Origin of the sequence: Nocardia panacis (assembly GCF_003598715.1) — a bacterium.
Taxonomy (GTDB): Bacteria; Actinomycetota; Actinomycetes; order Mycobacteriales; family Mycobacteriaceae; genus Nocardia; species Nocardia panacis.
In genome coordinates this window covers 192,277-215,086 of sequence record NZ_QZFU01000036.1, presented here as the reverse complement: position 1 = coordinate 215,086, position 22,810 = coordinate 192,277, and the positions used below count along the sequence as shown (strand labels likewise).

Annotated in this window: 28 protein-coding genes; 8 read left to right on the top strand and 20 right to left on the bottom strand. The window is 67.1% G+C overall.

Annotated features, from left to right (window positions below):
- Positions 1-3 precede the first annotated feature (3 nt).
- Together D5S18_RS26590 and D5S18_RS26585 are read left to right on the top strand one after the other, a co-directional pair.
- Positions 4-585 carry a TetR/AcrR family transcriptional regulator gene (locus D5S18_RS26590; protein ID WP_120044078.1) on the top strand — a complete coding sequence of 194 codons (582 nt, stop codon included), beginning with the start codon at positions 4-6 and terminating at the stop codon, positions 583-585.
- Entirely contained in the window at positions 582-1,007 is a 426-nt protein-coding gene (locus D5S18_RS26585) for a PaaI family thioesterase (RefSeq protein ID WP_120043826.1), read from the top strand. The genes D5S18_RS26590 and D5S18_RS26585 overlap by 4 nt, the downstream gene beginning before the upstream one ends.
- Before the next feature lie 286 nt (positions 1,008-1,293).
- Here the strand turns inward: D5S18_RS26585 and D5S18_RS35050 are convergent, their stop codons facing one another.
- From D5S18_RS35050 to D5S18_RS26570, 5 genes are all read right to left on the bottom strand, one after another.
- Positions 1,294-1,449 (bottom strand): hypothetical protein, encoded by a 156-nt coding sequence (locus D5S18_RS35050; RefSeq protein ID WP_158607982.1) that lies wholly within the window; start codon positions 1,447-1,449, stop codon positions 1,294-1,296.
- Positions 1,450-1,551: 102 nt separating this feature from the next.
- Positions 1,552-1,725 carry a hypothetical protein gene (locus D5S18_RS35045; RefSeq protein ID WP_158607981.1) on the bottom strand — a complete coding sequence of 58 codons (174 nt, stop codon included), beginning with the start codon at positions 1,723-1,725 and terminating at the stop codon, positions 1,552-1,554.
- The gene (locus D5S18_RS26580) at positions 1,722-3,158 is read right to left on the bottom strand and encodes an amidase (RefSeq protein WP_120043825.1); all 1,437 of its coding nucleotides are present in this window, start codon (positions 3,156-3,158) and stop codon (positions 1,722-1,724) included. Before D5S18_RS26580 ends, D5S18_RS35045 begins: the two co-directional genes overlap by 4 nt.
- 116 nt (positions 3,159-3,274) lie before the next feature.
- On the bottom strand, positions 3,275-3,622 hold the full coding sequence (locus D5S18_RS26575) for a VOC family protein (protein WP_120043824.1): 348 nt from the start codon (positions 3,620-3,622) through the stop codon (positions 3,275-3,277).
- Positions 3,623-3,653: 31 nt separating this feature from the next.
- A complete protein-coding gene (locus tag D5S18_RS26570) occupies positions 3,654-3,806 on the bottom strand; it encodes a ribbon-helix-helix domain-containing protein (RefSeq protein WP_120044077.1) in 153 nt (50 codons plus the stop codon).
- Between the two features lie 118 nt (positions 3,807-3,924).
- On the opposite strand from D5S18_RS26570, the gene D5S18_RS26565 reads away from it, so the two are divergent.
- Positions 3,925-5,106 carry an MFS transporter gene (locus tag D5S18_RS26565; protein WP_203236924.1) on the top strand — a complete coding sequence of 394 codons (1,182 nt, stop codon included), beginning with the start codon at positions 3,925-3,927 and terminating at the stop codon, positions 5,104-5,106.
- Between the two features lie 15 nt (positions 5,107-5,121).
- Here the strand turns inward: D5S18_RS26565 and D5S18_RS26560 are convergent, their stop codons facing one another.
- Positions 5,122-5,550, bottom strand: coding sequence for a winged helix-turn-helix transcriptional regulator (locus D5S18_RS26560; RefSeq protein WP_120043823.1), 429 nt, complete (start codon positions 5,548-5,550; stop codon positions 5,122-5,124).
- Between the two features lie 82 nt (positions 5,551-5,632).
- Between D5S18_RS26560 and D5S18_RS26555 the strand changes: the two genes are divergently transcribed.
- A complete protein-coding gene (locus D5S18_RS26555; protein WP_239004014.1) occupies positions 5,633-7,063 on the top strand; it encodes an MFS transporter in 1,431 nt (476 codons plus the stop codon).
- Between the two features lie 287 nt (positions 7,064-7,350).
- Positions 7,351-7,719, top strand: coding sequence for a hypothetical protein (locus D5S18_RS26550; RefSeq protein ID WP_120043821.1), 369 nt, complete (start codon positions 7,351-7,353; stop codon positions 7,717-7,719).
- 14 nt (positions 7,720-7,733) lie between these two features.
- Here D5S18_RS26550 and D5S18_RS26545 read toward each other — a convergent pair whose 3' ends face one another.
- From D5S18_RS26545 to D5S18_RS26535, 3 genes are all read right to left on the bottom strand, one after another.
- Positions 7,734-8,633 carry a LysR family transcriptional regulator gene (locus tag D5S18_RS26545; protein ID WP_120043820.1) on the bottom strand — a complete coding sequence of 300 codons (900 nt, stop codon included), beginning with the start codon at positions 8,631-8,633 and terminating at the stop codon, positions 7,734-7,736.
- A 58-nt stretch (positions 8,634-8,691) separates the two neighbouring features.
- The gene (locus D5S18_RS26540) at positions 8,692-9,432 is read right to left on the bottom strand and encodes a chitinase (protein WP_203236923.1); all 741 of its coding nucleotides are present in this window, start codon (positions 9,430-9,432) and stop codon (positions 8,692-8,694) included.
- Between the two features lie 145 nt (positions 9,433-9,577).
- Positions 9,578-10,744 (bottom strand): hypothetical protein, encoded by a 1,167-nt coding sequence (locus D5S18_RS26535; protein ID WP_120043818.1) that lies wholly within the window; start codon positions 10,742-10,744, stop codon positions 9,578-9,580.
- A gap of 187 nt (positions 10,745-10,931) precedes the next feature.
- Here D5S18_RS26535 and D5S18_RS26530 point away from each other — a divergent pair, with 187 nt between their 5' ends.
- A complete protein-coding gene (locus D5S18_RS26530) occupies positions 10,932-11,930 on the top strand; it encodes a class I SAM-dependent methyltransferase (RefSeq protein WP_120043817.1) in 999 nt (332 codons plus the stop codon).
- Positions 11,931-12,052: 122 nt separating this feature from the next.
- On the opposite strand, the gene D5S18_RS36190 is transcribed toward D5S18_RS26530, so the two are convergent.
- From D5S18_RS36190 to D5S18_RS26485, 9 genes are all read right to left on the bottom strand, one after another.
- Positions 12,053-12,178, bottom strand: a complete 126-nt coding sequence (locus D5S18_RS36190; RefSeq protein WP_282434888.1) for a hypothetical protein — start codon at positions 12,176-12,178, stop codon at positions 12,053-12,055.
- A 172-nt stretch (positions 12,179-12,350) separates the two neighbouring features.
- The gene (locus D5S18_RS26520; protein WP_120043815.1) at positions 12,351-13,499 is read right to left on the bottom strand and encodes a PucR family transcriptional regulator; all 1,149 of its coding nucleotides are present in this window, start codon (positions 13,497-13,499) and stop codon (positions 12,351-12,353) included.
- A gap of 9 nt (positions 13,500-13,508) precedes the next feature.
- Positions 13,509-14,813: an NAD(P)/FAD-dependent oxidoreductase gene (locus D5S18_RS26515; protein WP_120043814.1), complete on the bottom strand. Its 1,305-nt coding sequence runs from the start codon at positions 14,811-14,813 to the stop codon at positions 13,509-13,511.
- 31 nt (positions 14,814-14,844) lie between these two features.
- Complete coding sequence (locus tag D5S18_RS26510; protein ID WP_120043813.1) at positions 14,845-15,162, bottom strand: 2Fe-2S iron-sulfur cluster-binding protein; 318 nt, start codon at positions 15,160-15,162, stop codon at positions 14,845-14,847.
- Positions 15,159-16,097: a fumarylacetoacetate hydrolase family protein gene (locus tag D5S18_RS26505; protein ID WP_239004013.1), complete on the bottom strand. Its 939-nt coding sequence runs from the start codon at positions 16,095-16,097 to the stop codon at positions 15,159-15,161. Before D5S18_RS26505 ends, D5S18_RS26510 begins: the two co-directional genes overlap by 4 nt.
- Before the next feature lie 35 nt (positions 16,098-16,132).
- Positions 16,133-16,966, bottom strand: coding sequence for a polysaccharide deacetylase family protein (locus D5S18_RS26500; RefSeq protein WP_120043811.1), 834 nt, complete (start codon positions 16,964-16,966; stop codon positions 16,133-16,135).
- A complete protein-coding gene (locus D5S18_RS26495; protein ID WP_120044075.1) occupies positions 16,963-18,168 on the bottom strand; it encodes a cytochrome P450 in 1,206 nt (401 codons plus the stop codon). The genes D5S18_RS26500 and D5S18_RS26495 overlap by 4 nt, the downstream gene beginning before the upstream one ends.
- A gap of 298 nt (positions 18,169-18,466) precedes the next feature.
- The gene (locus D5S18_RS26490; protein ID WP_147404195.1) at positions 18,467-18,655 is read right to left on the bottom strand and encodes a hypothetical protein; all 189 of its coding nucleotides are present in this window, start codon (positions 18,653-18,655) and stop codon (positions 18,467-18,469) included.
- 234 nt (positions 18,656-18,889) lie between these two features.
- Positions 18,890-19,240, bottom strand: coding sequence for an ArsR/SmtB family transcription factor (locus D5S18_RS26485; protein ID WP_120043809.1), 351 nt, complete (start codon positions 19,238-19,240; stop codon positions 18,890-18,892).
- Between the two features lie 120 nt (positions 19,241-19,360).
- Here D5S18_RS26485 and D5S18_RS26480 point away from each other — a divergent pair, with 120 nt between their 5' ends.
- The gene (locus D5S18_RS26480) at positions 19,361-19,714 is read left to right on the top strand and encodes a hypothetical protein (RefSeq protein ID WP_120043808.1); all 354 of its coding nucleotides are present in this window, start codon (positions 19,361-19,363) and stop codon (positions 19,712-19,714) included.
- A gap of 14 nt (positions 19,715-19,728) precedes the next feature.
- Positions 19,729-20,472 (top strand): SDR family NAD(P)-dependent oxidoreductase, encoded by a 744-nt coding sequence (locus D5S18_RS26475; protein WP_120043807.1) that lies wholly within the window; start codon positions 19,729-19,731, stop codon positions 20,470-20,472.
- A gap of 471 nt (positions 20,473-20,943) precedes the next feature.
- On the opposite strand, the gene D5S18_RS26465 is transcribed toward D5S18_RS26475, so the two are convergent.
- Together D5S18_RS26465 and D5S18_RS26460 are read right to left on the bottom strand one after the other, a co-directional pair.
- Entirely contained in the window at positions 20,944-21,600 is a 657-nt protein-coding gene (locus D5S18_RS26465; protein ID WP_120043805.1) for a response regulator transcription factor, read from the bottom strand.
- The gene (locus D5S18_RS26460) at positions 21,579-22,796 is read right to left on the bottom strand and encodes a sensor histidine kinase (RefSeq protein WP_120043804.1); all 1,218 of its coding nucleotides are present in this window, start codon (positions 22,794-22,796) and stop codon (positions 21,579-21,581) included. The genes D5S18_RS26465 and D5S18_RS26460 overlap by 22 nt, the downstream gene beginning before the upstream one ends.
- Positions 22,797-22,810 lie beyond the last annotated feature (14 nt).

The following is a 22,810-nucleotide window of genomic DNA, read 5'->3' as shown; positions in this document are numbered from 1 at the left end:
GATGTGAAGATCAGAGATCGGTTGCTGCTGGCGGCCGAACAGCAGTTCGCCGAGCACGGCGCGGTCGACACCACCCTCGGGCAGATCCGCGCGGCGGCGGGCGCCAGTGTCGGCGCGCTGTACCACCACTTCCCGGACAAGTCGGACCTGTACCGACAGGTCTGGGAGCACGCCATGGCCGACTATCAGCGCGCCTTCTGGGGTGTGCTGGGCGAGGCGACCGATGCCCGCGACGGCGTGACCGGCGCTGTGCGCCAACAACTGCGCTGGGTGACCGAGAACCAGAGCCGCGCGAAGGTTCTGGTCTCGGCGCGGCCGCTCAGCACCCGCGACAGCGAGAGCAATCGCGAATTCCTCCGCAATACCCACCGCTGGTGGCGCACCCACGTCGGATACGGCACGGTGCGCGATCTGCCCCTCGATCTGCTCTATGCCCTGTGGCTGGGTCCGACCCAGGTATATGCCCGCCACTGGCTCGAGGGCATATCGACGACCGCCCCGACCGCCATCGCCGACGAACTCGCCACGGCGGCATGGGAAACCCTGCGCACCCCCGATCACAACGAAGACGGAGCCGCCCGATGACCACCGCGCTATCGCTCGATCTTGCCCGCTCCGTGCTGGCCGCCCAGCCGTTCAGCGTCCTGGTCGGCGCCGAACTGACCGCCTTCGGCCCCGAGGGCGCCACCCTCGAGATCCCGATCCGCGACGAACTGCGCCAGCAATTCGGCTACGTTCACGGCGGCGTGCTCGCCTACCTCGCCGACAACACCATCACCTATGCCGGTGGCGCCACCCTCGGGGCGAATGTGCTGACCGCCGGATTCTCCATCACCTACCTGCGGCCTGCCGCCGGTGTCCGGCTGCGTGCGGTCGCCCGCGTCATCGATGCCACCCGCCGCCAAGCGGTTTGCGAGTGCCAGGTTTTCGCGATCCCCGCCGAGGGTGCTCCGGTGTTGTGCGCGAGCGCCCAGGGGACGGTTCGCGCTGTCGAACGAGAGTTGTGAGGAGGGCTGTCCCTGGGTGTACTGATCATGGACGTTGGTGACGGTGTGGCGTGCTGAGCGATCACCGCGACCGGCAGCGTCGAATCGCGCAGCAAATAGCTGGCGCGACGTTCGCGGACCCGATCGCGCACCGCGTGGAAGCTCTCGCCCGCCGCCGCGAGCCTGCGGCGGCGCGCCCACGGCGGCGGCGGGTAACTCGGCTGCACCCGCGTCGGCGACCACCCCGATCCGACCACCGATCGCAGGAAAACGATTGTGCTGCACAGGACTTCCTCGACCACGAAGCTCAGCAACTGCGGTTCGGCCACCGCTCGTGCATCCGCAGCGCCATGACATCGTCGAGCCGTTCGATCTCGAGATCCATCAGACTGCCCGACGCCAGATGCCATTGCATCCCCACCGCCACCGCCTCGCCGACCGTGGCACACGAGCGCATCGCCACCCCCAGCATCCCCACCCGCCACGCTGCCCGATCTCGACGATCCCGCCCAGCACCGCCGGGGGAATGATCGGCAAATCCAGACGCGCACTCATGCGACCAGGGTTACATACGGTTGGGAATCTCTTCCGCCGAGTGTGCTGGAAGCAAGGGCAGGGCGGCCGGGGTGGTGTAGCGGGCCTCGGCGACGGTGTGCAGGGATTGGGCCAGGGCGGAGACGAATTGGGCTACGGATTCGACCGCGGCGGCTTCGGTGGGGTCGGTGGTCCAGGTTGTCATTGGTGCGGCTTCCGGAGGGCGGTGGGGGTGGACAGGTGGTGCTCGGTGCGGCGTTGGTAGGCGTCGGCCGCGCGCAATACCAGGGATTCGTCGAAGAGGCGTCCGCTGAGGGACAGCGACAGGGGAGTGCCTGCCGCGGCGAGGCCGATCGGCATGGCGAGGGTCGGGTTGCCGAGGGGGTTCCAGTAGGCGGTGTGCAGGGAGGCGAGCGCGTTCATCGGCGCGTACGGGTCGATGGTGTCCAGGCGGGGTGCGCCCAGGTGGCCGGTCGGGGTGGCGATCAGGTCGACCTCGTCGAACATCTCCTGCATGCGCTGTTGCGCGATACGGCGGACGCGTTGCGCCTGAACATAATCCGCGCCGCTGACCACCTCGCCCGCGGCGAGGGAGACGCGGGTGGCGCGGCCGTAATCGTCCCATCGGGTCAGCAGATCGCCCCGGTGGTATGCGTGCGATTCGGCGGCCATGACGACTATGTCGACAGCGGTGGCTTCCGCGTACATCGGCACCTCGACCTCGACAATGGCGGCGCCCGCTTGCCGAAGAATGTCGATGGCGGCGGCGAAGCGGGCGGGTTGCGCGGGATCGATACCGCCGGTGGCGTACCGGTCGAGAGTGTCCACGCCGATGGTGATTCCGCGCAGGTCACCGGTCAGTGCCGCCGGATAGTCGGAGACCGGGACGGGCGCACTGTAGGTGTCGGAGGCGTCGTGCCCGGCGAGCACCGAAAGCAGTAGCGCGCAGTCGGCGGCGGTGCGCGCCATCGGTCCGACATGATCGAGGGTGTACCCCAGCGGAACCATCCCCGATTTCGGGATACGGCCGAAGGTCGGCTTCAATCCGGTGATCCCGTTGAAGGCGGCTGGAATTCGGATACTGCCCACGGTATCGGAGCCGACCGCGCCGAGGAACATCCCCGCGGCGAGACCGCTGCCGGATCCGGAACTCGAACCGCCCGCCCAGCATTCGAGATCCCACGGATTGCGCGGCACTGGAAAAGGGGTCCGCGGGTCGGGAACACCGATCGCGAATTCGAGGGTCGTGGTCTTGCCGACCACGATCGCGCCCGCTGCCTGCAACCTGCGGGCCACGACACTCGCACCCACCGACCGCGCCCACTCCGGGTCGAGCACCAGGCTCTGCGCTGTGGTGGGTGCGTGCGGGTGGGCGAAAATATCCTTGAGGCCCACCGGTATTCCCGCCAATGGCGCCAGTGGCGCACCCGCCGCGATCCGATCATCGACCGCTGCCGCCTGTTCGCGTGCCCGCTCATCGAAACGGCTGAGGAACACACCGATCTCGCCGTCGTGGGCGTCGGCGTTCGCGAGCGCCCGCTCCAGCAATTCCGTCGCGCTGACCGCGCCGGCGCGCAGTGCCGCCGCCGCCTCGGTCAGTGAGTAGGCGAGGTCCAACGCGCCCGGCGACCGGCCCATGACAATCCCCTCTGGTTCCAGGGTTGACTCCGGCCTGCTACCAGCGTCACGACTGCGAGCACGGTAGTGGATCCGATCGCGGCGGCGCGCGGACGCAATCCCAAGGTTGGGTAGCGCTACTCGCCTTTGCTCGGGGCCGACAGCGTCCAGGTCCGGCCGTCCGGGTCGCGCACGACCATCTCCCTGGTGCCGTAGTGGGTGTCCTCGGGTTCGGATACCACCTCGATACCGGGATCGACTCGCAACGAGTCCGCGTCGGGCACGCCGAGGACGAGTTGTAGACGGGTTTCCTCGGTTTCGGGTCGTTCGGCGATGAACAGGGCCGGGCCGGTGGTGTTGCGGAGCTGCCCGGATCCGTGGCCGGTGTCGAATTCCAGTTCGTAGCCGAGGGATTGGAAGAATTTCACCGCCTTTCCCCAGTTGTGGGTTTCCAGGAAGATCATCTCGATACCGTTGGTGCTCATGGGTTTTCGCCTTCTTTCGAGTTTCGGGGCTTCAGTGGTCGGTGTCTTGTGCGAGATAGGCCCGCAATGCGGTGGCGACCAGGGCCGACAGTGAGCTGCCGGTCTCGATCGACCGGATTTTCACCTGTTTGATCAGCTCTACGGGCAGATACACGTTGAACTGCTTGACTTCGTTCTCACCCACCCGGCTCATGCTAGCACTCTAGCAAGCTAGTGAACTAGTGCCGCAATCGACTCAACCGATTGATCGCATTGGTAGCACCTGTTGGACCGATCATTCGTGGTCGGCGCAGGCTGGGGCCATGATTCGACTGGAACACGCCGCGCGCCGGGGCTTCCGGGTCGTGGCGGCCGCGCTGGGGGTGACGATGGTCGGCACGACATTGCCGACACCGCTCTATCCGGCACTGCAACACCGTCTCGGATTCGACGATCTCACTGTCACAGTGCTTTTCGCCAGCTACGCGATCGGTGTGCTCGCTGCGCTGGTACTGCTGGGCCGGATTTCGGATGTGATCGGTCGGCGACCGGTGCTGTTGGCGGCCCTGGCCTGCGCGGCACTGTCGGCATTGGCATTCCTGGCCTGGCCGGGAGTGACCGGGCTGCTGATCGGCCGTGTGCTGTCCGGACTTTCGGCGGGAATGATCGCCGGGACCGCCACCGCCGCACTGGTCGAACTGGAGCCGGAGGGCGATCAGGCGCATGCGGGCTTGGTCGCCACCGCGGTCAATATGCTGGGTCTGGGATGCGGGCCACTGCTGAGCGGACTGCTCGCCGCATTCGGTCCGGCCCCGCTGATCGCGCCATTCGCCGTACACCTGGCGCTCGTCGTGCTCACGGCGGTGGGCGTGTGGTTCGTGCCGCAGTCGCGGCGACCCGGTTCGGGGACGCGGTTGCGGATCGACTGGCCGACCCTGCCTCGCGAAGTGCGGCCGATCTTTCCCGCGGTATCGGCGGTGATGTTCGCGTGCTTCGCGATGTTCGGTTTGGTGGCCGCCATCGAACCCGCTTTTCTCGCAAAGCTTTTGCATGTGAGCAGTCCGGCGCTGTCCGGGGGCGTGGTCTTCGGGATGTTCGCCGGATCCGCGGTCAGTCAGGTCGCGACGCGGCGTTTGCCCGCGCCCGCGGCGCTGACCGCCGGATGCGCGGGCGCCATCGCGGCGGTCTGCGGGTTCGCTCTCGCCCTGGTGTCGGGTTCGGTCGCGGCACTGGTGATCGCCACCGTCGCGGTCGGCCTCGGACATGGGGTCGCCTTCCGCGCGGCGGTGGCGCTGATCGGTGCGCGCTCGCCCGTCGACCAGCGCGGCGGCACCATGTCGAGCTTCTTCGTCGTGGTCTACCTGGGGATTTCGGCGCCGGTCGTCGCGGCGGGCCGGGCCGCCGGAATCTGGGGGCTGCGCGTCGCGGGCATCGGCTTCACCGCTGTCGTCGCGCTGCTGCTGCTGCTCGCGCTCGGCGTGCTCCTTCGAGCGAACGCTCGCTGAGCGCACGTTCGTGGCTCAGACCTCCGTCGCGACTCGGCGATCGTAGGCCGAGCGGGCGGCGGCGATATCTCGCTGATGCGATTCGGTCCAGTCCACCAGGGTTTTGATGGTGGCGTGCAGGCCGGAACCCAGTGGGGTGAGCGCGTATTCCACCCTGGGCGGCACGGTGGGGAATACCGTGCGTTCGATCAGTCCGTCGCGTTCGAGGTGGCGCAGGGTGCGGCTGAGCATGCGTTGGCTCACGCCGTCGATATGCCGTTTGAGTTCGGTGAAGCGCAGGGTTCGCTTGTCCAGCAGCGCGATCACCAGCAGCGACCACTTGTCGGCGATGCGGTCGAGAATCTGGCGCACCTCGCAGTCGGCCCGCTGATCCCACTGGAGAACGCTGTAGTCGACGCCGGTATCCGCGCAGTCACCGAGTGACTTCGAAGTGCCTTCTTCCATAATCGACCATTCTGCTCGAGACTCGGCTCGGTAACAAGTAGTAACCGACCCCCTGATGGGGAACCGAGAAGGAGTTCGACCGATGGTGGTAACCGCGCCCTCGCCAGGGGCTGTCACGACGATGACGGGACGTGCGTGGGCGGTGCTCGCGGTGCTGTGCGGCGCGATCTTCCTGGAGGGCGTCGATGTGGCCATGCTGAATGTCGCATTGCCCTCCATCCGCGCCGATCTGGGTTTGTCCACCGGCACGGCCGGCGGCGTCGTGTCCGCGTACGTCCTCGGATACGGCGGATTCATGCTGTTCGGCGGGCGCGCCGCCGACCTGCTGGGCCGTCGCCGCATGTTCGTGTTCTGGATGACCGTCTTCCTGGTCTTCTCCGGACTGGGCGGATTCGCCACGACAGGATGGATGCTGCTGATCGCACGGTTCGTGACCGGTGTGGCGGCGGCCTTCCTGGCGCCGGCCGGTCTGTCCCTGGTCACCACTTCCTTTGCCGAAGGTCCGGTGCGTGACAAGGCATTGCTGGTCTACTCCGGTATCGCGGCGGGCGGATTCTCGCTCGGGATGGTCGCAGGCGGCCTGCTCACCGCGCTGGGCTGGCGGTGGGTGTTCTTCGCGCCCGTCGCGCTGTCGGCGGTGATCCTGGTCGGCGTTCTCGCGCTGGTGCGTGATTCCGAAGTGCCGCAACGGGTTCGAGGTGGATTCGATGTGCTCGGCGCGCTCACCGTCACCGGGGCGATGCTGCTGCTGGTCTACGGTGTTGTCCGCCTCGAGCATCCCGGTGAGTCCGCGGTGCTGACCGCTGCCGTTTTCGCGGTCGGATTGCTCTTGCTGGCGCTGTTCGTGGTGATCGAGCGGCGTTCGGAGGCGCCGCTGGTTCGGCTCGGCATCCTGCGGTCCGCGAATGTGCTGCGCACCACGATAGTTGGGCTGCTGTTCCAAGGATCGTTCGCCGGATTCCAGTTCGTCGGCACGCTGTATTTGCAGGAGGTGCGGGGCTGGTCGGCCGTGCAGACCGGTCTGGCGATGGTCGTCATCGGCATCGACGCGATCCTGGCTCCGACGCTGACGCCGCGTCTGGTGCGCCGATTCGGCACGGCCCGTGTCATTTTCGTCGGCATGCTGCTTGCGTCCGTCGCCTACCTACTGTTCCTCCCGATGAACATCGATTGGGCCTACGCCGCGATGCTCCCGACCATGCTGCTGCTCGGCCTTGCCTTCGCCCTCGTCTACGGTCCACTGACGATCGCGGGCACCGACGGTGTCGCGGAGCAGGAGCACGGACTCGCGGGCGGTCTGCTCTACACCGGTTTCCAATTCGGTTTCGCCCTCGGCATTTCCGCTGTCACGGCGGTGACCGTCGCCTCCGGGCCGATCGCGATCGGCGGGCTGCGCACCGCGCTGGTGGTGCCGGTGACCGCTGCGCTCGTCGCGGTGGTGGTCGCGGCGTCGGGGTTGTCGTCGCGGACCTCGTGCGCGGGGAATCTCGAGGAGGGGAGCCTGGTTCGGTGAACGTGTAGGCATCACTGCCGCAGTGTCGATGTGCGTGGCCGTGCCTTCGTCCGAAGGTGCGGCCGCGTGTGTTGCCGCGACGGTCTATTCCGGGTGGTGTCCACCCGGGGACGCCATTCGTCGTCTCGCCAGGTGTGCAAGGTTGCGGATGCGAATTATGCTGGTGCGGGCCGTCATCAGGGGGTCGTCCTGCTGAATTCCCAATGATGGGAACTATCCGGTAGACACATTGATAAGACTGGACGGTCTACATTTTGAACTCAGGCGATTGATCGAGGGAGCTTCACATGCGCGGCACACTCTTGGCGCTGGCATCGGCCGCCGTCGTTGGCGTCGGCATCGCGGTGGCCGGTCCGGCGGGTGCGGTGAGCGAACAGGCCACCTGCGTCACGGTTGGCGCCGTGGTGGACGAATTCAGCAAACAGTCCGAGGCGAACGACGCGGGCGACGCCGCCACCAGGTGGTCCGAACTCGGCCGCCGGTTCAGCGAACTGGCCGCCGACGCCGATGACGGCAAGGTGAAGAACGCGCTGAACGACGCGGCGGCGCAACTGAATCGGCTCGCCGCCGCACCCGCGCGGGACCACCAGGCATTGTTGGGGAACCCGGACGTCAAGGGCGCCTTCGCCGCGGTCGACAGCGCCTGCGGGTTCTGAGTCACCGCCTGCGGCTACGCCAAAGGCTCGGAATTCGCAGTACAAGACGTGCGGCCCGACCCGACCGAGTGGAGCGCGGCGGCTAGGAAGCGGCGCAGGGCCGGGCCGTTCGCGCTGGGTAGGAAGGCTAGGGAGACGGGGATTTTCGGGGCGTTGGTGATCGGAACGAATCGCACCGAGGGGTGGATGTGACGGCGCAGCGCGATATCGGGGGCGACGCCGATGCCGCGACCGGCGGCGATGGTTTCGATCCACTCGTCGAAATTGGCGGTTTCGACGATGGTGGTCGGGCCGTCGCCATCGGGCCAGGACCAGGCGCCCGTGGTGCCGCTGACGGTATTGACCACCAAGGGCCACCGCGGGATCTCGGACCAATCCAGATCGGCTGCCAGCGGGTATCGCTCGGCGCAGACGGCGACCCGTGTCTCCTCGAAGAGGGGGATGATCCGCAAGCGGGGGTTCGGCACATCGCCGCGTATCAGCGCGAGGTCTACTTTTCCCTGTCGCACCGCGGCGAGCGGATCATCGGTGCGGATGAGTTCCACCGAACTGCCGGTGGCGCTTTCGAAGCGGGCGAGCGTATCCTGCGCCCACGGTGTCGGCAGCAACCAGCCGAAGCCGAGTTTGATGGTGCCCTGCCTGCGCGCCGCGCCGACGGCCCGGTCGAGTTCGGTGAGCACCCGTATGGCGTGCGCCAGGAAGGTCGCGCCCGCGTCGGTGAGCGTCACGTGGCGGGTCGAGCGGTCGAATAGTCGTACCCGCAGCAGCTCTTCGAGCCTGCGGATCGTCCGGCTCAGTGCGGGTTGGGTGATCATGAGTTCCTGTGCGGCGTGCGTGAAGGAAGCCAGCCGCGCCACCGCTTCGAACGCACGCAGGTGGCGGATCTCGAGGCCGTGCGGCGTGCTCCCGTCCATGCCCGCAGAGCATAGAGCCGGGGTGGCACCGGCCGAAGTGCCACCCCGAGCCCGCGATTCAGCAGGAGATATTGCCGCCGTCGGTGTCGGTGCCGAGGATGGCGACGAATTTCCGGTAGAGGCCGATCCGGTCGTCGCGCTCTTGCGGATTCTTGCCGTTGCATTCCAGATCGCCGTTGATGCTGCGGATCGTCTCGCCGAATCCCTTGCCCTGGACGATCGCCTCGTGCGGGGTCATTGTGCCCGCGCCTTTCTGAGTGTTCCAGAACCACAGGCCGGTCTTCCACGACACTGCGGGGTTCTTCTCCACCTGGTACGGGTCGTGCAGCAGGTCGATGCCCAGGGCGTCACCGGCCGCCTTGTAATTGAAGTTCCAGCTGAGTTGCAGCGGGCCGCGTCCGTAGTAGGCACTGCCGCCCGCCGGGCAATCGTAGGGTTGGCTCCGATCGCAGTAGTGGGAGTAGTTGGCCCTGTTCTGCTCGACGACGTACCGCAGTCCGCCGGTCTCGTGACTCACGTTGGCCAGGAAGGCCGCCGCTTCGCGCTTGCGCACCGCATCGCTGCCGGTCGCTGCGAAATTCGGGTAGGCGCTCAGGGCTTCGGTCAGTCCCTTGTAGGTGTAGAAGCTGTTGCGGTCCGGGAACATTCGATCGAACTGCGCCTCGCTGACCGTGAATGCGCCCGCGGCGGAGGCGGGTGCCGCCGCGAGGGTGATCATCAGCCCGCTCGCGACCGCTGCGGCATTCAGTATCGCGAAGGTGCGGAATCGAATTCGGGAGACCGTACGAGACAGAGACAACTGCAACTCCTTCCATCGGCGGGAATCGAGCCGGTCGAATCTTTTCGGGACTACCGTACCGGAATTGTCGTGGCCGAACGGTTCGCCGTGCCGTCGTTGTGGACTCGGCATATCGAGCGATGGCGCGCGACCCGTTCGACAACGTCTATCGGACTGCCTGCCGAGGAGTTGTCGCCAACGCGTAGCCCTGCCAGGCTGCTTGCGGCTGATTCCCCAGCATGGCGGTGGTCGCGGTGGCGGTGGCCGCCTGCTCGGCGACCTCGACCGTGCAGCGACCCAGGCCGCATGCGGTGGCGACCGCGTGCACCGGGCGATCGGCGGCGAGTTCGAACAGGCGCAGCGCGAGCATGCTGTCGAGGATGCTGTGGGGCGAAACCACGCCTGCTATCAGGTTCCAGGCGGGGTCCAGGCGGCGCAGCGGTGTGTAGAAACTCTGCTCGAGGGGTGCCGGTTCGGCGCCGAACGCGCACGGGATGTGGACGGTCGGCAGGGGGACGTCGAGCCTGCGGAGTTCGCGACCGAGCCGGTTGAGCAGCGCCACCGCCGGGGCCAGACTCGTGGGCCGCAGCAGTGCGGTGTGGTTGTGATCGCCGTAGCACAGGTGCAGACTCGCGTGGGCGTCGAGACCGTGCAGTTGGCTGAGGAAGCCTGCCAAATAGCGGGCCATCATGGCGGCGAGCGGAGCCGTTGTGCGAAACTGCGCACCTTTGATCATCGACAGCAGCGACACCGGTGATTCGACCTGCCAGGTGATGATCGAACCGTGGGCCGCGGTGATTTCGGCTATTTCCTCGAGCACCGCGCGGGCGAACACCGGGGTATGGCGCAGGGCCGCGCCGAGGCAGCCGATATTGCGCAGGGCCGGTCCGAGAGGAAGGCCGGTGGCCAGTGCCGGGCCGCCAAAAGTCAACAGGCTCATATCGAGTGGCCCTGGTTGGCTCAGTTGTAAACGCACGCCATCGATTTCGGGTCGCTCCTGCCGCAATTTCCGGTAGGCGGCCACGATGTGCGTGATCCGTTCGACACGTCGCATGCCGACATCCTCGGCGCGCAAGGTGGCGCCCCGGCGGACCGATACGGCGGGCATATGGTCGTAGTCGACGTAATCATCGCTCCCGCAACTAAATTCGACGGCGCCCCGACGGGCCGCGAGTCCGCGCAGGTAGCCGACCATCCAGTCCGGTTCCAGATCGCAGGGTAGGGTGGCGAGCGGCTGACCCGCGCCGTGTTCGAGAATCCATTCCATTGCGCCGCGGTGACTGGTCATCAGGGGCGCGGGCAGGCTGCCCACGAAATGGATGTGTCGGTTCATATCGAGTTTTGTACCATTCCACGGGCCGAGTCCGGTTCATCCGGATTTCGGCGGCGATTTCGACCCGGATATGAATTTTCTTTGCGAAAGTATCGATAATTCGGCTGGTTCACGATCCGGTCTCGAAGCATTTGATCGTGACTATAGTTGGGCGGGACCGGTTCTCACCTGCGTTCGGAGGTATCCAATGAACGAGAACACGATCACGCCCGAACGAATCTTCCAAATGGCGACGGGGCATTGGGCGGCGGCGCTGTTGGGCACGGGGGCGACGCATTCGGTGTTCACCCACTTGGCGGCGGGCGCCACCGACGCGGAGCAGATTGCGCAGCGCGCCCGGATATCCGAGCGCGGCGCGCAGGCGCTACTGGACGGCCTGGTGGGTCTCGGGCTCGTTCAGGTCGAGGGCGGCGTCTACCGCAACGCGCCCGAAGCCGCCGAATTCCTGGTCGAGGGCAAACCGGGCTACTTCGGCGAATTCGCGAAGAGGCAGGCGGGTGATCTCGCGCGCCGCGAGGCGCTCGCCGAGGTCGTCACCACCGGAATCCCCGTCAGCGCCGAAACCAGCGACATGCCGGACAATCCGATCTGGGAGGCGCTGGTGCCCGCCATCGCGCCGCTGTCGGTGCCCTCGGCCACCATCGCGGGCCAGCGGCTCGACCTGGCCGCGGCGGGGCCGGTATCCATCCTCGACGTGGGCGGCGGATCCGGAATCTTCTCCGCGATCCTGCTCGGTATGAATCCGCGGGCGCGCGCCACCCAGCTCGACTGGAGCGCGGTCAACCGCATCGCCACCGGATTCGTCGGCAAATTCGGTGTGGGAGAACGGTTCCGGACCATCGACGGCGACTTCCGCAGCACCGATTTCGGCGCCGCCGAATACGATGTCGCCGTCTACTCCCACATCGCCCACCAGGAGAGTCCGAACCAGAACATCGCCGTCTTCGGCAAGTTCCGCCGCGCGCTGAAACCGACCGGCACCCTCGTGGTCAACGACTTCGTGGTGGACGACGACCGATCCGGGCCGCCGTTCCCGTTGATCTTCAACTCCGAGATGCTGCTCAGCACCAAAGCGGGCGCCACCTGGCGGCGCGTCGACTACCGGCACTGGCTCGCCACAGCGGGATTCATGGATATCCAGTTCGTCGAAACCCCCGGCCCCGCCACGCTCATCTTCGCCAGTTGAATCACGACTTCGAACGACGCTGTCCCGCAAAGTCGACTACCCGCTCGGATCCGTGGCGGATATCCGCCGCAGCCGCCGTGCGGCTGTCCGGTCGCCGCTCTCGGCCATCGCGCGGACCTCGGCTATCCGGCCGAGCCGGAGGCGGTGGCCTCGCCTGCTTTGCGGGTGAGGGCGGTGAGGGCGGCGAGGTGGGAGTGGTAGGCGGTGCGGCCCTGGTCGGTGCGGGCGAGCCAGGATATCTCACGCATGACACCGCGGGAGCGCCGAGTTCGCCGAATCCACCACACGAGTGCGAGATATACCGTGCCGGAGGCGATTGCGGCAATCCAGAGGGGCGAGTTCCACGTGATGTCATTCGGCGCGCGGTCCATAAGAACGATCGTGTGTCCGAGGGAGATACCCGCGTAGTCGATGTGATCGCTATTGAGCATGGGGGCCGAGGAGACGGCAGCCCGATACCGATTGGACGAGGCCGGAGAAGGTTCGGGGGTCGGCGCCGGTTAGTTGGTGCCAGCGGCTGAGGCGGTAGGCGACCGAATTGGGGTGTACGCGTAGGCGTTCGGCCGCGCGGGCGAGGGAGAAGCCGCTCTCGGCGTAGGTGATGACGGCTTCGGCGAGGTCCGGGTGGGTTTGGGCGACGCGTTGCACCGAGTCGAAGAGTTCGGCCAACTGTGCTCGTCGGTCGAGTAGTGCGGCTTCGAGCCAGCAGTCGGCGAACGATGCCGAACCTGTGCCTTGTATTTCGGCGATTCTCAAGGCGCGTTCCGCGTCGACGGTGCTGAGTTGGGCGCCGTCCAATCCGGTTCGCACCAGTCCGATGCCGAAACGGGCGCGCTCACCGCTGATGCCCTGGGCCGCGCGCAGGACCGAGTCGACGTCGCAGTCCTGAATGAGCACCACGAGTGTTCGGCCGCGCGCACCGCAATGCACGACTCCCGGCAGTCGGCGCGTGGTTCGCTGCAGGTTCTCGATTTCGGCATCGGGCCACGTTTCGCGCGGTGCGCAGACGGCCTGGAAGCGGCCCTCGATATCGAAGGCCAGGGTGCGGGCGGTTTCGGCGACCTCGTCGGTGTGCGCGGGGTCGCCGAGTCGGGCGATCAGGCGCCTGCGGATCTCGGCTTCGCGGGCCTGCGGCATCGATGATTCGTCGACGAAGGCGTCCACGACGGCCGCGGTCATGGCCTCGGTCCAGGTTCCGAGGGGTTGCACCAGTTGGATCAATGCCTGCTCGGAGGCCTCCGGGGCGGACTGGAGCGCGGACCACAGGCCGCGACTGACGATGTGGAAGGAACGCAGCACGTCGTAGGCGGAGACGCCCAACTGCGCCCGACGCAGGGCGGCTCGCCGGGTGTATTGCAGATGTTCCGCGATCGGAGCACCGCCGTGGGCGATGCTGGTCAGCATGCGCCGCGCGAGTTCGTGGACGGTGCGGCGATGTTCCGCGAGCGAGATTCGCCCGTAGGAGGGCAATTCGGCGCGGATCCGAGCGGTCAGATCGGGGTTGTCGTTCTCGATCCGCCGGGCAACCGCCTCGCACAACCGGCGGACCGCGTCGCGATCGGCGCTCATCGCAGCAGCCTAACGCGCCTGGACGCCGTCGGCGTCGATGCGGGGTGCGCTCCCGGCGGATTGATACTGGGTTTCGGGTCTCCCGCCCGCGATCATCGACTGTGCGTACAGCTTCAGCGAGAATCCGTCGGCCCGCGCCTGCGCCGAGGTGGGTGCCTCGGCGCCCGCGAGAATGCGGCGGGCGGCGACATGGTCGCCGGGACGGTTGAACGATTCGACTGCGACGAGGCTGCCCGCCTGGAAGTGCAGGATCGAGAACGCCTCGGGCTCACCGAGTTGCAAGGATTCGTCGCTGCGGGAGAGGTGGCCCGCGATCTGGAGTTTCGTCGAATACTGGTGGGTCCAGAACCAGGGCAGGGCGTGGTAGGCGGCGCGGTCGCCGAGGATGTGGCCCGCGACGAACTTGCCTTGATCGACGGCATTCTGGACCGATTCGAGGCGGGTCCGCGTCGTGGCACGCGGGTCGGGGAAGCTCGCGCAGTCGCCGATCGCGAAGATATCCGGGTCCGAGGTCTGCAGGAATTCGTTGACGCTGACACCGTTTTCGATGGTCAGGCCCGCATCCTGCGCGAGCTGTGTCGCCGGGGTGACGCCGACTCCGACGATCACCAGATCGGCGGGAAGGGTAGTGCCGTCGTCCAATCGCACCTTGAGGGGGCCGGTGCCGAGTAACTCGCGGACCGAGCGCCCCAGATGGAAGATCACGCCTTCTCGGCTGTGCACCCGCATCATTCGGGACGACGTCGCGGGCGAGACCGCGCGGGCCATCACACGATCAGCGGTATCGACCACCCGCACCCGGCAGCCGCTCTTTCGGGCGGCGGCGGCCGCTTCGAGCCCGATGAACCCGGCGCCGATGACGACGATATCCGTTGCTGTCGCGAGGTTTTCGCGCAGCGCGCGGGCATCGTCGAGGGTGCGCAGGTAGCGCACGCGCGGCGCATCGGCTCCGGGGACGTCCAAGACGCGGTTGCCCGCGCCGGTGGCCAAGACGAGATATCGGTACTCGAGCTGTTCGCCGCTGTCGAGACCGACGATGCGCGCGTGCGGGTCGATCCGGGTCGCTTGAACGGGGCGCAGTTGAATGTTGTTGCTGTCGTAGAACTGTCGGTGCCGAAGCGGTGCGGGATCGGGAGCGGCGCCGTTGAGGTATTCCTTCGACAGCGGCGGGCGCTGGTACGGTGTGCGCGCCTGCGCGTCGATGAGCACGATCGGGTCGGCGAAGCCGCGTTCCCGCAGCGAACTCGCGACCTGGACGCCCGCATGGCCCGCACCCACGATGACCATGGGTGCGGCGGTGCGGTTGGCTGACATTGCGGTGGTGGGCCTTTCGGATCTCGGGTGATTACGACTGCTGCGCGGCGACTTGGACCGCGATCGACTCCAGGCGGTCCTGCACCTGGATCTGGCAGGCGAGGCGGCTGGTGGCGCGCCGGTCCGCGCCGGTGAAAGCGAGCATCTCGTCCTCCTCCTCGGCCATCTCCGGCAGCCGGGCATGATCGGCGGCGTCGACGTAGATGTGGCAGGTCGCGCACATGGCGTTGCCGCCGCAGTCGGCGGTGATGCCGGGGATGTCGTTGGCGAGGGCCACCTGCATCAGCGAGCTGCCCTCGTCCGCGTCGACGGTTTTGGACGTGCCCTCGGCGGTGAATGTGATTCTCATGCTTGCCTCGCAGTGGGATCGGGGAGCGCGCTCTCTTCGACGACGGGCAGGCGCATCGCGCCCAGCAGGTCCGAACGGGCGGTGATCACATCGCCGGGCATCAGATATCGCGGTGGGTCGCATTGGAATCCGCACCCCGAGGGAGTGCCCGTGAGAATGATGTCGCCGGTGGCCAGAGCGATGGAGGCGCTCACCGAGGCGATGATCTCGGCGAATCCGAGCATCATGTCCCTGGTCGAACCGGACTGGCGCAATTCGTCGTTGACCGAGAGTTCGAACTCGAACGACTCGGGCGCTCCCTCGGCGGGCAGCAACCACGGCCCGGTCGGGCAGAACGTCGGATATCCCTTGCCGCGCACGATCTGGGCCTGCAGCGGTGAGGAATCGAAACCGCCGGGCAGCGCGACATCCCTGGCGGTGATGTCGTTGGCGAGCATATAGCCGGCGATATGCGTTGCGGCATCGGCGCGGTCGATGCGGTAGCCGGGTCGTCCGATGACCAGGGCGATCTCCGCTTCGTAGTCGAGTGCCATTGAGATCGCGGGTTTCACGACGGGGTCATGCGGGCCGCTCAGGCTGGTGGGGCTCTTGGTGAACACGACGGTTTCGGCGGGCCGAGGCAGCAAGAAGCCCTCCGAATGCGTGTCGTAGTTGAACCCGACCGCGATGATCTGACCCGGATCGGGGACCGGCGGACCGAGACGAACGGAGTCGGCCGAGAGGGTCCGGTGTCCTCCGCTGTCGAGTTCCGCGCCGATCAGGATGCGCAGGTGGGGCCACAATCCGAGCAGTTGGCGCGTGGAATCGAGGTGGATACCGTGTTTTTCGAGTACCGGGGCGAGCGGCACGATGGTGTCGTCGTCGGCCATGACACCCGGGGCGAACCGGGTGCCGTCGGCGAAGCTGACGATCCGCAGATTCATGGATGAACTCACATTTCGGTCTATTGAAACGAGCTGTGGGGCAGAAGTCACCAGGCGGGCGGGCTGTCGGTGTGCCGCACCCGCGGCGTATCCGGATTCGCGAGCATCCAGCGTGCGATCTGCTCGCCGGAGGCGAGCCACACCCGGTCGTCGGCGGCGATCCGATCGATCAGGGTCGCGATCGCCGCGACGCGTTCGGGTCGGTCCTGCCACGGCACGTGGAAGACGAAGGTGGCGAGTCCGCTCGCGGCGATTGTCCTTTCGAGGTACGCGTCGTAGGCGGACAGCATGCTGTCGAGATCGACCGCGCCCTGACCGGGTGGTTCCCGCAGTGCGGCAAACGAATCGAGGTAGTAGGCGCCGTCCACCGCACTCCACGGGAACGGCAGCAGCGCCAAACCGTTCTGTGCGCCGGTGACATTCCCTGCCAGGGAAACGTATTCGAATCCGACCTCCGCGAGCACCCGGAGGTCGTGGTCGCCGAGCAGTCCGCCCGGTGGCCGCGCCCCGACCGGACGGTGGCCGTAGCGTTCGAAAACCTCGATGCTCTTGCGCAGCGACTCGGCGACGGTCTCCGGAGTGGACTGGTACCACGGTTCGTGCAGCCAACCGTGCCAGCCGATTTCATGACCGTGCGCGGCGATGGAATCCAATGCGGTCGAATAGTGCTGGTAGTTCCAGGCTTCCACGAAGAAGGTGCAGGGGACCGATCGGGTGTCGAGCATCGCGAGTAGATCGGGCAGTTGCCGCGAGACGCTCGGGTGCGAGCCGACGGGCGCATCGGATCGCCAAGCGCCGATTTGAATTTCGGCCGCTTCACCGAGATGGTCGAAGGTGACGCAGGCCGCGGCGCGGCGACCGTCCGGCCCCCAAGCCCTCATTCGGCGGCCACCGTCATCGAGCGCATGAACGCGAAACTGAGATCGGGACCCCAATCCGGCTTGTCGATGGTTACCCGAAGGTTCGGCACTCGCGCGGGCAGCGTCCGCAGCAGGTGGTGGCCTTCGAGTCGGGACAGCGGTGCGCCCAGGCAGAAATGGCCGCCCGCGGTGAACGCGAGATGCCTGTTGGTTTCCCGCTCGATATCGAAGGTGTCCGGGTCATCTATGAAGCGTTCGTCCCGATTGGCGGCGGCGAGTCCCAGAAGGATCTGGCCGCCCTCCGGAATATCCACACCGTGCAGGGTTTGGGCCTGTCCGGCATAGCGGTGGATGAAATGCACAGGCGACAGATACCGCAGCACCTCCTCCCATGCCTGTCCGGCGAGATCCGGGTTCGCGCGCAGAATGTTCATCTGCTCCGGATGGGTCGACAGGGCGTACACGGCATTCGTCATCGCGACCAGGGTCGTGTGATAGCTGGCCACGAAGAACCCGACGAGCGTGATGACCAATTCGATCCGCGTCATCCGGGAGCCGTCCTCCTCGGCTTCCAGCAGCGCGCCCACCGGATCATCGGCATCGAGTTTTCCGCGCAGAGTGTCGACGAGATCACCGATGTAGTCGATGTAGAACTGGGCCGCGGCGTCGGCCGCCGCCAACTTCTCGGGGGTGATGCCGCCATGGCTGAGCACCGCGTTGAGGTCGGGCATCCGTTCGAGCACGGTGTGCGCCTCCGACATCGGGGCGTGCAGCAGTCGGCAGGCGATCTCGGCGGGCACGCGGGCGGCGAATTCGGCGACGAAGTCGAATTCACCCTTGTTGTCGCTGATTCGGTCGATGCCGTTGTCGATGATCTCCTGGACCCGGGAACGCAAGGTCGCCACCGCTCGCGCGGAGAAGGCGGCGCCCGCGAGCTTCCGCAGCCTGGTGTGCGATGGCGCATCCATCGACGGCAGCGAGAGTCGGTAGAACTCGGACGCGGGTCCGGTCCCGATATGTTGCGGGAACTGTCCGGCGTGGGGTTGCACGCGCGCGGAGGGGGTCTTGAAGATCCGGCTCGCGTCGGTGTAGCGGGTGACCACGAAGGCCTCGTGACCGTTGACCTCGATCGGTGCGACGGGGGCATTGTCGCGCAGGGTGCGGTAGGTCGCATAGCGGTCGGCTGTGAACGCCGGATCCGCCGGGTTGAAAACTGCTTGCATGGAGTTCCTGTCCGAGGCCTCGTTGCCGGGCATGAGGAGTAAGTGGTTCTGGTCACGCTATCGACTGGCCGTTGCGATTCCTCCTGTGGAAACGAGAAATCTCCATGGAGATCTTTTTGGTATCGACAAAGCAGTGTCGGTTGCCGGGTGTTTCCCGGTCGGCGTCGGCGAAGCCGGAGCAGTAGGGCTGGCGGCAGGATCGTGGACAGGTAGGTCGCCCACCCTGCTGCCCGACGGTCCGGAAATGCCGAATGCGGCCGGGACGTGCACCCGGCCGCATTCGACGAGGAAGAAGCTGCTAGCGAATTACTATCCGGTAGCCGTTGTACTTGCCGCCGAAGCACACCATCGCCCCGCCCGGCCCCATCGGCTGCCCGCCCTCGCGTGCGCAGTCCTTGAGCGAGACCTCGGGCGGGGCCGCATTCGCGATCATGCTGCCGCCGAGCCCCATACCCGCCAAAACCGCAGTGAGAAAACCTATTGTCACGACTTTCACAGGAATACCTCCGTTCGTTCGCACGACATCGCATTCCGGATCTCGGTCCCGCATATTCGTCCACGAGCCGAATCGCACTCGATCACCGCAGAATAGTGACCGGCCTGCACCTGTCGAATGCGACACGCCAATCGGGCACCCGTAGCGGAGCGACAACGGGCAGGTTCGGGATGGTGTTGCGGCGGTGCGGCTTTCGATGAGGTCGGCTCGTCGGCGGGGAGCGCCTCAGTGTTTCGGGCGCTCCCGTTCCGCCAGTTCCGCGGCGAGCACCGCCTCGACCAGTCCCGGATACAGTCCGTCGAGGTCGGCGCGGCGCAGTGACAGGTACCGTTCCCGGCCGCGCACCCTGGTGTGCGTCCAACCGGCTTGTCGCAGGATTCGGCAGTGGTAGCTGCCCGTCGCGCGGGACACGGGCAGCGCCATCTCCGCCGCCGTCATCTCACCGTGTTCGGCCAGCAGCGCGAGCATGTGCCGCCGCAGGGGATCCGCGGTGGCATGCAGGATCGCGTCGAGTTCGATCCGGGCGGTGTCCGGTTGATCCCCGTCGACCCCGCCCGGCTGGGCGTCGTCCGTCATTTCGACAACTCTCTAACAATTCGATACTGTGTTGACAGTTCGAGACTCCATTAACAGTTCGAGACTGTGTTGACAGTTTGATCCTACTCAACAGGTCAGTGCAAACATCCAAGGAGAGTTGTGTCCACCACCGGCGAGCTTCGTGTCCTGTTCCGTCTCTGGGTGACCCGCGAGTTCTACTCGGCCCCCGCCGCGGAACAGGCCCGCGTCTTCGAGGCGATACCCCCGGCTTTCGACCGCCTCGGCGAGCGGTTCGGCATCACCGTGCTCGGCACGCTCGACGAGGATCTGCTCCAGGTCGGCACCGGTGCGCGCGAGCCGATCTCCTATGTGCTCGCCGACGCTCCGAACCTGGCGGCCGTGCAGGCCGTATGCGGCATCGTGCGCAATGCCCTCGTCGGCGATTTCCCGATGTGGAAGTACCTGGAGATCGATGCCCGCATCGGTCACGAACTGTTCTTCGCCACCCACTGAGACCGGAGTTCCCGATGACCACCATCGATCTATCCGGCCGGACCGCACTCGTCACCGGCGCCGCCCAGGGATTGGGCGCCGCGATCGCCGCCGCACTGCACGCGGCGGGCGCGAGCGTGGCGATGCTCGACCGGGACGCCGACGCCAACGCGCGCACTGCCGCCGAAATCGGCACGCGGACAACACCGATCACCGCCGACCTCGCCGATCCGGACCAGCTCGACGCCGCCTATCGGACCGTCGTCGAGCGGCTCGGCGGCGTGGACATCCTCGTCAACAACGCGGCCGTGGCTCCCATGACCGGACTCTGGGATATCCCGGCGCAGGAGTGGGACACGGTATTCGCGGTCAATGTGCGCGCGGCCTTCCTTCTCACCCGCACCGCCGCGCACGGTATGCGGGAGCGCGGGTTCGGACGCATCATCAATATCGCCTCGCTGTCCGCACAGCAGCCGCGTCCCACCGGGATGCACTACGGCGCATCCAAAGCCGCGCTCATCGCGATGACTCGCGTTTTCGCGAAGGAGCTCGCGGCCGACGGCATCACCGCGAACGTCATCGCCCCCGGCATGATCGAGACCCCGATGGTTCACACCATCGGCGCGCGGGCCATGGCCGACCTCGCGGCCGCGATCCCGGTCGGCCGCATCGCCGATCCCGCCGAAATCGCCCACCTGGTCACATTTCTCGCGGGCGACGGCGCCGGATTCATCACCGGCGCCACCCACGACATCAACGGTGGCGTTCTGATGCGCTGAGCATGCTCATCTTTCGGCCCATGAGATGTTCAGTGGGCGAGTCGAGCCCCGGGAAATCGCTCCGGTGATTTCGCCGGGGCTCGACTCTGTCGGTCGCCCCGCGAGCGCGGGCCATGGGGCCACCGACTGCATTGCGGTCACCGGATCAGACGCAGGGGAGCATCAGTTCCGCGTTGGCCGCCATTGCCAGGTAACGGATTCCGCCGAGCAGGGCGTCATTGTCGTCGTACTGGGTGACCTGCAGGACGTGTACGCCGCCGACCGGGGCGCCGTCCGGCAGGTCGAGTGTCAGGCCGCCCAGTGTAAATCCCGGATCGGTTGCCGGGCAACGTGTCTGGCCGTCCGATTCGTTTTCGAAAATTTTTCGCGATATCCCGGTTGGCGTGTCGAGTCCCCGGTCGTATTGGGCCGCAACCGATTCGGTGCCCGGAAGTTATGAGTCCGGGCGGCTGTGCCTGCTCAGCCAGGAGCTCACCGATCGAGGTGGGCGAGCACGGCGAGGACCCGCCGATTGTCGTTCTCGGATTCGGGCAGGCGCAGTTTTCCGAAAATCGCGGCGATGTGCTTGGTGACCGCGCTGGGCGAGATGATCAGCTGCCGCGCGATGGCCGCGTTCGAACGTCCCGCGGCGATGAGGCCGAGCACTTCGTGTTCGCGCGGGCTCAGCGCCGCGGTGCGTCCGCGCGCGTCGCTCCTGTTGAGAAGTTTGGCGACGACCTGCGGGTCCATCGCGGTGCCGCCGCGGGCGACGGAGGTGACAGCGTCGACGAACTGCGCGGTATCGGCGACGCGGTCCTTGAGCAGATAGCCGACCGCGCCCGCTCCGTCGGCGAGCAGTTCCCGCGCGTAGAGCTGCTCGACGTACTGGGACAGCACCAGCACCGGGAAGCCCGGCCGGGCGCGGCGGGCGGCGATGACGGCCTGCAGGCCCTCGTCGGTCAACGAGGGCGGCAGCCGCACGTCGACCACGGCCACATCGGGTTGCAGCTCGGTCAGCGCCCGCCGCAACGCGGGGCCGTTGTCGACGGCGGCGACAACGGTGAAGTCGTGGTCGGTGAGTATGCGCACCAGGGCATCCCGGATGAGGAACAGGTCCTCGGCGACGACTACGCGGAGCCGATCCGGCACGGTACCTCCAGGTGCACGCGGGTGGGTCCGCCGGTCGGGCTGTGGATGGCAATGGTGCCGTCGAAGACGGCCAAGCGGCGTCGAATGCCTTGCAGGCCGGTGCCTCGGGACGGATCGGCGCCGCCGGGTCCGTCGTCGGCGATGCTGCAGCGCAGGACACCGTCGCTGTGGTGCAGCAGCACGCGCACGGCGCTGTCCGGCGCGTATTTGCCCGCGTTGGCGAGCAATTCGCTGATCGCGAAGTAGACGGCCGATTCGACGGGCGCTGCCGGTCGCCCCTCGAGATCGGACACCACATCGATCTCGAGCAGCGAATCCAGGGCCAGCGCGCGCAGCGCGTCGGCCAGGCCGCGATCGGACAGGACGGGCGGGTGCACGCCGCGCACCAGGTCGCGCAGTTCTTCCAGCGCTTTCGATGAGGTCTCGCGCGCGGCGGCGACCAGTGCGCGGGCGGTGGCGGGATCCTCGTCGAACAACCGCTCGGCGTTGCCGAGACCCATGCCGAGCGCGACCAGGCGGGCCTGGGCGCCGTCGTGCAGGTCGCGTTCGATGCGGCGCAGTTCGGCGGCCCCGGTGTCGATGCTGTCGGCGCGGGTCCCGACCAGGGTCTGCACTCGCTGCTCGAGCGCGCTGGTGCGGGAGGGACCGAGCAGCTTGCGTGCCCAGCGGGCGCGCAACCGCAGCAGCGCCGGTCCGAGGAGGAGGCCGAGTACGGTCACCGCCAGTCCTACCGGGACCGCGGCCAGCGCGGTGGTCGCGGAGTTCACGCGCAGTGCGCCGTAGGAGTGTGTTCCGCCCTGCCAGAGCAGCGGTTGCGCCACACCGTAGAGCCCGTAGAGCGGCATGCCCGCGGCGATGAGGGCGGCCCAGGTGCCCGCGAGCGGGTCGAGGACGGCCCAGCCGACATCACGCCAGGTAGCGCGTGACTTCAGCAGGGACGCGGCATCGGTTTGCGGACCGTAGGGCCGCGGGATATCGACGCCGAGACGACGCGCCTGCCGCCGCGCGGCATCGGCGAGCGCACGCAGCCAACCCGCCGCGCTCGCGAACGGTCCTCGGGCGCCGAGGACCGCGAGCCCCGCGCACAGCAGGACCAGCACCGCCGCACCGAGTCCCGCGACCGACAGCCCGATCATGGCCGCCGCTCGGACCGGTGTCGCCAGCCTGTCCCGCAGCGATGTCCGCACTCGTGGCATCCTCGCACCTTTCT

Coding starts and splice junctions, on each gene's coding strand:
- D5S18_RS26585 (WP_120043826.1), top strand. CDS start 582: ATGACCACCGCGCTATCGCTCGATCTTGCCCGCTCCGTGCTGGCCGCC.
- D5S18_RS35045 (WP_158607981.1), bottom strand. CDS start 1,725: ATGACAACCTGGACCACCGACCCCACCGAAGCCGCCGCGGTCGAATCC.
- D5S18_RS26580 (WP_120043825.1), bottom strand. CDS start 3,158: ATGGGCCGGTCGCCGGGCGCGTTGGACCTCGCCTACTCACTGACCGAG.
- D5S18_RS26575 (WP_120043824.1), bottom strand. CDS start 3,622: ATGAGCACCAACGGTATCGAGATGATCTTCCTGGAAACCCACAACTGG.
- D5S18_RS26565 (WP_203236924.1), top strand. CDS start 3,925: ATGATTCGACTGGAACACGCCGCGCGCCGGGGCTTCCGGGTCGTGGCG.
- D5S18_RS26560 (WP_120043823.1), bottom strand. CDS start 5,550: ATGGAAGAAGGCACTTCGAAGTCACTCGGTGACTGCGCGGATACCGGC.
- D5S18_RS26555 (WP_239004014.1), top strand. CDS start 5,633: ATGGTGGTAACCGCGCCCTCGCCAGGGGCTGTCACGACGATGACGGGA.
- D5S18_RS26550 (WP_120043821.1), top strand. CDS start 7,351: ATGCGCGGCACACTCTTGGCGCTGGCATCGGCCGCCGTCGTTGGCGTC.
- D5S18_RS26545 (WP_120043820.1), bottom strand. CDS start 8,633: ATGGACGGGAGCACGCCGCACGGCCTCGAGATCCGCCACCTGCGTGCG.
- D5S18_RS26535 (WP_120043818.1), bottom strand. CDS start 10,744: ATGAACCGACACATCCATTTCGTGGGCAGCCTGCCCGCGCCCCTGATG.
- D5S18_RS26530 (WP_120043817.1), top strand. CDS start 10,932: ATGAACGAGAACACGATCACGCCCGAACGAATCTTCCAAATGGCGACG.
- D5S18_RS36190 (WP_282434888.1), bottom strand. CDS start 12,178: ATGCGTGAGATATCCTGGCTCGCCCGCACCGACCAGGGCCGCACCGCC.
- D5S18_RS26520 (WP_120043815.1), bottom strand. CDS start 13,499: ATGAGCGCCGATCGCGACGCGGTCCGCCGGTTGTGCGAGGCGGTTGCC.
- D5S18_RS26515 (WP_120043814.1), bottom strand. CDS start 14,813: ATGTCAGCCAACCGCACCGCCGCACCCATGGTCATCGTGGGTGCGGGC.
- D5S18_RS26510 (WP_120043813.1), bottom strand. CDS start 15,162: ATGAGAATCACATTCACCGCCGAGGGCACGTCCAAAACCGTCGACGCG.
- D5S18_RS26500 (WP_120043811.1), bottom strand. CDS start 16,966: ATGAGGGCTTGGGGGCCGGACGGTCGCCGCGCCGCGGCCTGCGTCACC.
- D5S18_RS26495 (WP_120044075.1), bottom strand. CDS start 18,168: ATGCAAGCAGTTTTCAACCCGGCGGATCCGGCGTTCACAGCCGACCGC.
- D5S18_RS26485 (WP_120043809.1), bottom strand. CDS start 19,240: ATGACGGACGACGCCCAGCCGGGCGGGGTCGACGGGGATCAACCGGAC.
- D5S18_RS26475 (WP_120043807.1), top strand. CDS start 19,729: ATGACCACCATCGATCTATCCGGCCGGACCGCACTCGTCACCGGCGCC.
- D5S18_RS26460 (WP_120043804.1), bottom strand. CDS start 22,796: ATGCCACGAGTGCGGACATCGCTGCGGGACAGGCTGGCGACACCGGTC.